This window comes from Methylacidimicrobium tartarophylax (assembly GCF_902143375.2).
GTDB classification, from domain to species: Bacteria; Verrucomicrobiota; Verrucomicrobiia; order Methylacidiphilales; family Methylacidiphilaceae; genus Methylacidimicrobium; species Methylacidimicrobium tartarophylax.
This window is the reverse complement of the sequence record NZ_CABFVA020000110.1, coordinates 26728-34974: the sequence shown is the minus strand read 5'-3', so window position 1 is coordinate 34974 and position 8247 is coordinate 26728. Positions and strand designations below refer to the sequence as shown.

The following is an 8247-nucleotide window of genomic DNA, read 5'->3' as shown; positions in this document are numbered from 1 at the left end:
GCCCCGAACGGACGGCCTTTGATCGGGTTCTTCTCCAAGATCCCCGCCGACATCAACGCACTGCTCCAAAAGCTCGACTTGCTCCCGCTCTTCGTCCGCCCGCCCAAATGGGCCGTGTAGGCAGAACGAAAAAGTAATAATGTTCTGCTGCAAGCACTTGCGATACCACGCGACGGAAGTTCGGATAACTCCCTCCCCACTGGACGATGCTCCCTTCCCACGGCGCACGCGGAAGTTCGGCTAGGTTGACGGTCGCAAAGTTGGAATTGTCCGGTTCTCCACCTCTGGGTGCCGGATGATCTGTCCCGCAGAGAAGACCATCATCAAGCTCTTGCTCAAGTCCTGCGTGTGCCAGACCACGCCGATGCTCAGATCGTTTTGTACGTCTTATCAAACTCTTGCAGTATTGCCGGGCTGTAGAACGTCTTTTTCGATGACTTGGCTTTTCGAGGGTCGAGGCGGCGAACATGCGCAAATCGTGTGTCACGCTCTAATTCACGACGAAGCTCGTGATATCGCCGATCGACCTTAAAGCCGGAGTAGAGCTTCCGACACTCATCGCTCAATTTGCGGTAATCCCACGGATATCGCTCGCTGATTTGCTCCTCGGTTAGCCGCACCTCCGTGGCGGTGGGATCGTTTGTGACTCGAACCGGCGTTGCTGCTACCGACTTCGAACGCACGAAGTGGACCTCGACATTGATCGATACCGAGTACCGAGCGTTGGGGTCAGCATATTGATCATCAAGGCTCTTCACATAGCGTAAGAAGTTCTTTTCTTCCTTATTGAGCTCGACTACCTCCGTTGCCGAGGGCGGAGTCACAAACGAAAGCGGCATGAGGTAAAAGTTGAACCAGGAAAGATCCTCCTCGAACCAGTCCTGCGCAGCTGAGGCGAAGTTCTTGACGGTCGCCATCCCGATCTCCTGAACTCGCTCCGCAAGTTGGGGGCTTTTGTGGTAGAAATGAACCACTGTATTTCGAAGTTCAGCAAGAGCTTCCAAATTCTTGCTACAAGCCTCGTTCATGACCTTCATCTCTGTGAGCTTCTTAGCAAGATAGTCCACGCTATGGGTGAAGGGGCTTCTTGAGCGCGTTCGCTTGTAGCGCGGCCGCTTGCGGCCTCCGCCTTCGCGGACATAAAGGCTGCTAAGACGATTCCCGTTTCCCACCAGCCACTTGGATTTGAGCAAAAGCTCCCAGGCGTTCAGAGCCAGGATTGTGAAGGATTCGGCCCGATAGCGGAAATCGGGTTTGTTGTACACGTCAATCGCAGCCACCATCGCAGCAACGGAACAGTCTAGGAGTTTGCGGGAGTGTGACTTCATCCTGCAGTTGGACCCCTCCGCTTCAGCCAGCTATCGCGAGCGTAGTCCGGATACCTCTCGCACACAGCGCCGGAGCAGCACGTTGGCCTCGAGATTGCCGTAGGTATCGATGATCATTGTCGAGTACTTTTAAGATCCTCGGGTATCTCGGAGAGTGCCTCCTGGGCCTTCGCCGGATCGAACAGAATGATCTTTGTCTTGTCCTCCTCCGGATCGCTCTCCATGCGCACCAAGCCCTTTCCTTGTTGCGCTTGGAGATCGTCGTAGGGTTCCTTGGCGAACGGGCCATAATGGTAGGCGATGAAGTAGTAGATAAGCCTACCCGCGGCGTTGTCCTTCATCTGGAGAAGAAATTCATTCTTCGCCAGCGCCGTCACCGGTACCTCCACTGCGGTCCAACTTACCCGTTTTTCCTTTTCTGCCAGCAGTGTCAGGATGAGCAGCCGAACCGAGTGCTTCCGCCTGGAGCAATAGTTACCGGGCGAGGCGATTCCCTCTCCAATGGATGATGCACCTTGGTCACGGCGCATGCGGAAGATCCGTTATGTGTCTACGCTATAGCCCTATAAAGATCAGGACTGCTCACGTGAGCCCGATCCTCAAATAAAGCGCCACCAGGTTGCGCGTTCAGGGTTTCCTATCGACAATTGGGTTGAGCCGTCATTTCTTCCTTCCTCAAGGCTCTCCATGATCTGATGTCCTTTTGGTGAATCTACATCGTAAGCTTCGTACACAATTCCTTGGGAGGTTTTTTCGAAGCGTGCAACGGGCTGCGCGAAATCTCGCATTTCCGGAATTTCGAGCTTGGTCGTATTAGGGTTACCTCGGGCCGAGGCCTCGTGTATGCCGTGGGCGACGCCGGAGTGGATGCTTCGCACCTCAGTGGCTCCATTGAAAAAGGTGTTAACCACACGAAACGGAATCTGCGTCTGGGTTGGCCGACCCGTGGCTGACGCCGTGGCTGACGCCTTTCGAAGGCGCATCAATAGCACTGTTCCCGATGGTATTTGCCCGGCGGACATAACCGGGGTTGGAGTGGAAGGCCGCAGTGCCCGGACACCGGATGGACCAACTGGACTAGTTTCGCTGCGAATTGGTGGCGGCGGCTCAAAGGTCCTTGACCCAAATAGGGCGGCCGCGCCCTTGCGCGGCCGGATGGTGCTTTCACGGCGGATTTTCTCTCTGGCTGCCGCCTCATCGGGCACATAACCTTCCCGCACGAGATTGGCGAGAAAGTCCTTGTCCAGTCGCTTGGCCAGCCCGCTCGTCGTATCCTTCCAAGAGGACAATGCTTTCTGCACTTCGACTACTACTTCTGCATCCGCTGTGGCATCGACCTGCAGGCCTGCTTCCACATTGACGTAGAGACCGGATTCCGTAATGTTGTTCGATCCGACGATGAGACGCGCTTCCTCTTCATTGCGGAAAAGATACACCTTCGGGTGGAAGACACTTCCCGCTTCATTATGGTACACGAACGTCTCACATTGTCCGCAGCACTCCAGGTTGAGAAGCGCCTGCAAGCCCTCGCGCGTCGTGTTCTCGAGATCGATACCAACGATCACAGAGAGCTCCCCTCCGTTTCGCAGAAAGCTTGCCAACCGTTCCGAGAGATGTCTCATCCCGGACTCACGAACCCAGGCCACGGCAATATCGAGCGTGTCCCAGCATTGACCGACATTGTCCATCCGATCCACATCGCCCTGTAACTTAGTACCGAGCCGGATGGCTAAAGGCTGGTTGTAAAACCAAGCTATCTCGCGCTTTAGTTTGCCTGTCTCACAAGCGTTGTCCTGCGGCTTGCGCATCGGATCCGGCTGCTTCGTTGGAGCTTGATTGTCCTATTTGCAGTCTGTCGTCATGCAACCCCAGAGGGACACCTGTGTCCCCTCTTGCCTCCAGGCCAATTCGCCGCGCTTCGTGTACAACCTTTATGAGACATGGAGATTAGCTACAACTGTAAAGGGAGACGCGGCAGTCGACCATCGGCGGCCAACGCGTCTGAATTAACCAGCCGCTGCATGCCCGTCATGAGATCCTTGTATTGCTTCACCTTAGGCCCTTTAGTTTTGCTTAAAGGCGGTTTCGCAAAAATGAGAATGTACTCGTGAACATTCTTGAACAGGAAATTGGGTGGATACGGGTAGCTGCCGAATATTGGCCGCTGCGCGCCATGCGAGCCCCATTTTCCGCCTGATCCATCCTTCGACCAGATGATCTCGCTGATCATCACGAACCCGATGTCGCGGAGGAGGATTGCGAAATCAGCAGCGATCGGAAACGTAAGGAGCCCATGGTCCGTATGCTGATTGACGTTTGCCGTTACGATGCAGATCTTGCGCCCTGGGGCGAGGACTCGGAAGCATTCCTCAAATACAGAGCGCGTCGATGCCAGAAAGGACCCATACGGAGCGATGTTGCCGAGATTGTCCTCTCCCATCCCGTAGTCGGCCTTGTTCCAGTACGGCGGACTGGTGATTACCAGGCCAACCGAATTCTCCTCAATGAAATCGAGTTTTCGGCTATTAGCCCGAACTGCCAAGAGAGGCTCAAACTCCGGGCCGTGACCATTGCGAAGATTGCGGCAATCGTTTTGGATTATGCGGACGTACTCGTCGTTCTGATCGACGCACACAGCGCGCCTACCGAGAGGGATCACCGCACGGGCCGTTGTTCCCGTCCCGGCGAAAGGATCGAGAACAGTCTCGCCGTAGAAGCTAAAGAGTTTGGCAAGGCGTAGCGGGATCTCTTCCGGAAAAACAGCAGGATGATCGTCGCGACTGGTATTTGCTATGGTCCAGACGGTTTTTGTATATTCTCGCCATTCTTCCTTCGTTAACTTGCTCTTTTCCTTGATGCACTGGCTGATTGGCTGTGTTGTCATACCCCCTCCTTGCCGTCGATTCGTGAATTTTCCTGATTGCGCCACGTCGCTGCGATGGTGTACGCCGTGAATTGCTGGAGATCATCGATAAACGCGGGTTGCAGGCCAGCGAGATCGGCCAGTATTTGGTCGATCTGACGGCGTATGCTGTCATGCCCATTGGGTGTGAAGGCGAGCGAAGTCCGCCCCCGGTTGAGGCTGATGATCGGGCGGGTGTTGATCGTTGACCAAAGCGCCTCTCCGGCGCACGCAAGCATTTCTGCCGCTGATCCGCTCAAAGCGTCTAAACCAAAGGGGAAGTTGCAGAGAAACCGGCGTGACACATGAAAACCGTCGCCATGCGAATGCCACCACCAGAAAGCAAGATGGCTTGAAAGTATTGCGAACACCACAAGAGCGTCTTGGCGCGACGCGCAGGTGAGGACGTGCAAGGTGTGCTCTGAAAGGATCGAGTCTTTGCCAAATATCTTGCGCGATGGTTTGAGAAAGACGTTGAGAAAGTTGTAAGCGGTAGGTCCGACAAACACCGTCCGGTCATCTGCATTTGGCAAAGCAGCAAGGGGGCATCGACCGATATCCTTCAGCGCCTGCTCAAGCTGATCGCAGCGGCTGCTCAGCACCTTCACTGCAATGGCCTGGCAATCTCCCTCGATTTTTGGGATACCGCTGCGAACATCGGTGTTTATCCGCGTAAACCGCAGACTCCTGAACATTTGCGCCCGACTGTCGCCGTGCCACTTGCGCAGAGGACCCGTTTCCAGATGCGCATTCTTATCATCCAAATTACTGGACCATAGCACGATTGCATTCCTCGTCTTCACGTCTTCGCCAAAAAGCGCGTGAGGCTCCCTATCAAAGAAAGCGAAGCGCCACCGACCGGGCGTTTCGGCGATCAATTGGCGTGCGGACGTAAATTGGGAACCAACATTACAAGCAATCGAGAGCGGGATGACGAGCGCGCCAGCGCAATTCTTTGCATCAGCTAGCCGAACCATCTGCTCAATAAAGGCAAGATAAACTTCGGCATTGGGCTGCGGTTTGGCAGCGATTGTGCGGAAGACGCCTTCAAGTGCATGGAGGTCGGAACGTACCCCGAGATTCGCATAAGGAGGGTTCCCGAGAATAATCACTGGCCCATGTGGCAGGTCAGGAAAAATCGAAGAGAGGGCAACACGTGATGATTCCTCCTGGAATAGCGTTGACGGTTTAGCGTTAGTAGGGTCAATCCGCAAGGTGTCGATACAGGCGAGATGGCGGCGGAGACTTTTCCACAGGGCGACGGGGGACACCGACGTACATGTCCAGATATCTGCCAATAGGACGAAGGCCGTTGCATCAAGCGCTAATGGATCAATATCAATTCCGAACAAGAACTTTGCTGCGAGCGACACGGCGTCTTCCTCCGGATAGTGCTGCCGCAACGCGCCCAGTACGGCCCGAAGAAAAACTCCAGTCCCGCAAGCAGGATCCAAAATTGTCGGTATGTCCCCGACGAAGGCGCTAACGCAGGCGTTAGCCATGTAGTCAGCAACATCTGCTGGGGTATAGAACACTCCCTCTTCCCGCTTACGCGAACGGACAGCCCTGGTCGAAGGGTCGCGCCTTACACTGAGGCGACTTCCCGGTCCATGGGGATCAAGGATGTAAGGCAGCAGATCAAGATAGGCTGCCGCATCCGCCCGTACCCGAAGCGCGCTCTCCGCCTCCTGGATCGAGCGAGCGGATACCAATGTCGTCAGACGATGATCTTTCTTGCTGCCTAGGAACCATTCTTCGGCCTGCGGCAACGAACTGGACACGGGTATTGCTCTGGCGGCTACGCCTGTGATCCACATCGAGACGATAAGCCACGCAACGAACTCGTCGTCGGACCGATGGATCGGCGATTCGTGCGTGCAAGGACGAAGAGAGTGGAGGGCGCTCGTCACATCTGCGACCCCTGCTCGTGCCACAGACACTGAAAGCATAGCAACCGCTTCCCGAATAGGACGGCCAAACAATTCTGAGACCGACGAAAGGACATGCCCACGCCGCGGAATCGCCAAACTAAGCGCAGGAGCAGAGATGAGCGGCTGCGGCTGCGGAATTTCTACATTCGGTACGGACTCAGCCAATCCATTGGCGCAACAAGCATGATTTTGAGGCAGATTGAGACGAGGGGGTAACTGAAGGAGCAGTGCGCTTAAACCTTCCTCCCTCAAACGTTCGGCGCCCCATTCAATCGCTCTCGCTCGGCAGCCGATCGTAGTTGTATGGCGAGCCTTGCGCTTTCTTCTTTGGTGCATCCGCCAGATGGCCTTGCAGAGCCACCCACCCGTCGGCTTTATACGCTTTGAGCCGGAAGAAAAGCAACACGCCAGTCGGCGAGAGTTTTGAACGCCACGCTCCCGTAACCAATCGGCAATTTCTCGGAAGCTTTTCTGCCGCCTCTGCAAGCGCCGGAAGTCACCCGCGAATGAGAGCAACTTCCTCTGGCATGCCTTGCTGCAGGCTAGCTTCATCATTTAGGACCTTTTTTAGCCAAGCAGGCGTTAGCAAGTTCCAGACAAAGATCATGGCGATGTGAGGCCGGTACAGATGTGCGTCGAGGGACGATTAAATCCCCACGAACGGCATCTTCGAACTCTGAAAATGCACGTTCATTCCCGCCAATTTGGCAGCCAATAGGTTCTCCCCCCTGCCACCACCCGTAAGCCCCCTTCATCCACCTTCGCCGAAACAGCCTCCAGAGCCTTCCGGTTGAATTTAACACTGTGAAAATACTCCAACCCCGCCGCTATCCATCGCCTGATGAAATCCTCCCCCTCCTCGGGATGCCTCGCCATGGCTACGATCTTCTTTTTCAGTGTGCGCCGTTGCGCTTCTTTAGCCTTTTTCGCGTCGGTACGCACCGAAAGTTTTAGGCTGCGTGTCTTCCTCAAAAAGTTGGCGAACCCCGTGGCGGCCGCTTTCTGCCCCGGAGCATCAAGCAGATAACGATCGAGAAGCGTCTGGTCCGGCAACCCTCCTCCTTTCTGTGCCGCCCTCCGCAGCAATGCGGCTGCCGGAGTCAGCGCCAGGCGAACCGAGCGCAACGAGGTCTTCCCTTCTTCGACTCGCTGCATAAGCTTTCCCGCATAGTCGACCAGGATCCGATGCGCTTCCGTCCCTTGGCCGAACGTCCCCACGATCCCCTCGATTCGCCGCCGCTCCGAATCCTCTTCCCGCGCCGCCGCGTCCACCTTGACGCCCTTCGCTTCGCGAAGCCACCGCATCGGGATTCTTGCGCGCCGCAGCCCCTCCGCCCCGAAATGTGCCAACAACTCCCGGTACGGCGGGACGTTCTTCCACTCCCGCTCGATCTCCAGGAAGAAGGAGAGATAGCGATGGACGGTCAATGCGGCCTTGTGTGGTCCCTTGTCGCCGATCAGCCATTCCCCGAATTCGCCGAAATCCTTCTCCATTCCGGCCGTCGAGAACGCCGCCCGATCCAGCCGGATCCGTTTGCGGCACGTGTCCGTCCAATAGCACGTCTCGCAGACCTTGCCCCTTCCGGCGGGCATCGGCTTTCCGCAAGACGGGCAAGGGATCTCCCCCTTCTCCCGGCAGACCCGGCAGAGCAGCCTGCCGTCCGGCCCGGCGCTCAAGAGCCGGTGGCGGCGACACGCCGGGCAGGTTCCGTGATCGGCGCGAGCGCACTTGGGACAAAGCCGCAGGCCATGGCCGAGCCGTCGAACCCGGGTCAACCTGGACGACGGCCTTCCGCAGGCCTCGCAGGGCTCGGGTTCCCGGAAGTACACCGAACAGGCCTTGCAGACGGGGCCGTAGGGCGTGATCTTTCCCACTTCGTACTCGGTCTTTCGGCACCGCAAGCACGGCTTCGCGTTCTCGCATCTCCGGCAGACCGCTTCCGGCTCCTTCTTCGGGAGCCGGGCGAAATTCCCGCATCTGGGACACATCCTGCGCTTGAACACCCGGGCATAGCAGGCGGGGCAATACGCGACGCCCTTGCGCCGCCGGAACGCCCGTTGCATCGGACGGCCGCACTCGTCGCAG

General features: G+C 56.6%; 7 protein-coding genes. All 7 read right to left on the bottom strand.

Features of this window, described 5'->3' with window-relative positions:
- Positions 1-240: 240 nt before the first annotated feature.
- Positions 241-360 carry a hypothetical protein gene (locus MAMT_RS11890; protein ID WP_178087049.1) on the bottom strand — a complete coding sequence of 40 codons (120 nt, stop codon included), beginning with the start codon at positions 358-360 and terminating at the stop codon, positions 241-243.
- An 8-nt stretch (positions 361-368) separates the two neighbouring features.
- Positions 369-1265, bottom strand: a complete 897-nt coding sequence (locus MAMT_RS09160; RefSeq protein WP_246186624.1) for a DUF3644 domain-containing protein — start codon at positions 1263-1265, stop codon at positions 369-371.
- Positions 1266-1441: 176 nt separating this feature from the next.
- Entirely contained in the window at positions 1442-1858 is a 417-nt protein-coding gene (locus MAMT_RS09155) for a hypothetical protein (protein ID WP_142660729.1), read from the bottom strand.
- A gap of 69 nt (positions 1859-1927) precedes the next feature.
- Positions 1928-3136: a phospholipase D-like domain-containing protein gene (locus MAMT_RS09150; protein WP_142660728.1), complete on the bottom strand. Its 1209-nt coding sequence runs from the start codon at positions 3134-3136 to the stop codon at positions 1928-1930.
- Between the two features lie 143 nt (positions 3137-3279).
- Positions 3280-4212 (bottom strand): site-specific DNA-methyltransferase, encoded by a 933-nt coding sequence (locus MAMT_RS09145; RefSeq protein ID WP_142660727.1) that lies wholly within the window; start codon positions 4210-4212, stop codon positions 3280-3282.
- Complete coding sequence (locus tag MAMT_RS09140; protein WP_178087048.1) at positions 4209-6011, bottom strand: N-6 DNA methylase; 1803 nt, start codon at positions 6009-6011, stop codon at positions 4209-4211. The genes MAMT_RS09145 and MAMT_RS09140 overlap by 4 nt, the downstream gene beginning before the upstream one ends.
- An 840-nt stretch (positions 6012-6851) precedes the next feature.
- Complete coding sequence (locus MAMT_RS09135) at positions 6852-7937, bottom strand: hypothetical protein (RefSeq protein WP_142660725.1); 1086 nt, start codon at positions 7935-7937, stop codon at positions 6852-6854.
- Between the last annotated feature and the right edge of the window lie 310 nt (positions 7938-8247).

Excerpts from the sequence above, each read along its gene's own strand:
- MAMT_RS09155 (WP_142660729.1), bottom strand. The coding sequence starts at position 1,858 with ATGCGCCGTGACCAAGGTGCATCATCCATTGGAGAGGGAATCGCCTCG.
- MAMT_RS09150 (WP_142660728.1), bottom strand. The coding sequence starts at position 3,136 with ATGCGCAAGCCGCAGGACAACGCTTGTGAGACAGGCAAACTAAAGCGC.
- MAMT_RS09145 (WP_142660727.1), bottom strand. The coding sequence starts at position 4,212 with ATGACAACACAGCCAATCAGCCAGTGCATCAAGGAAAAGAGCAAGTTA.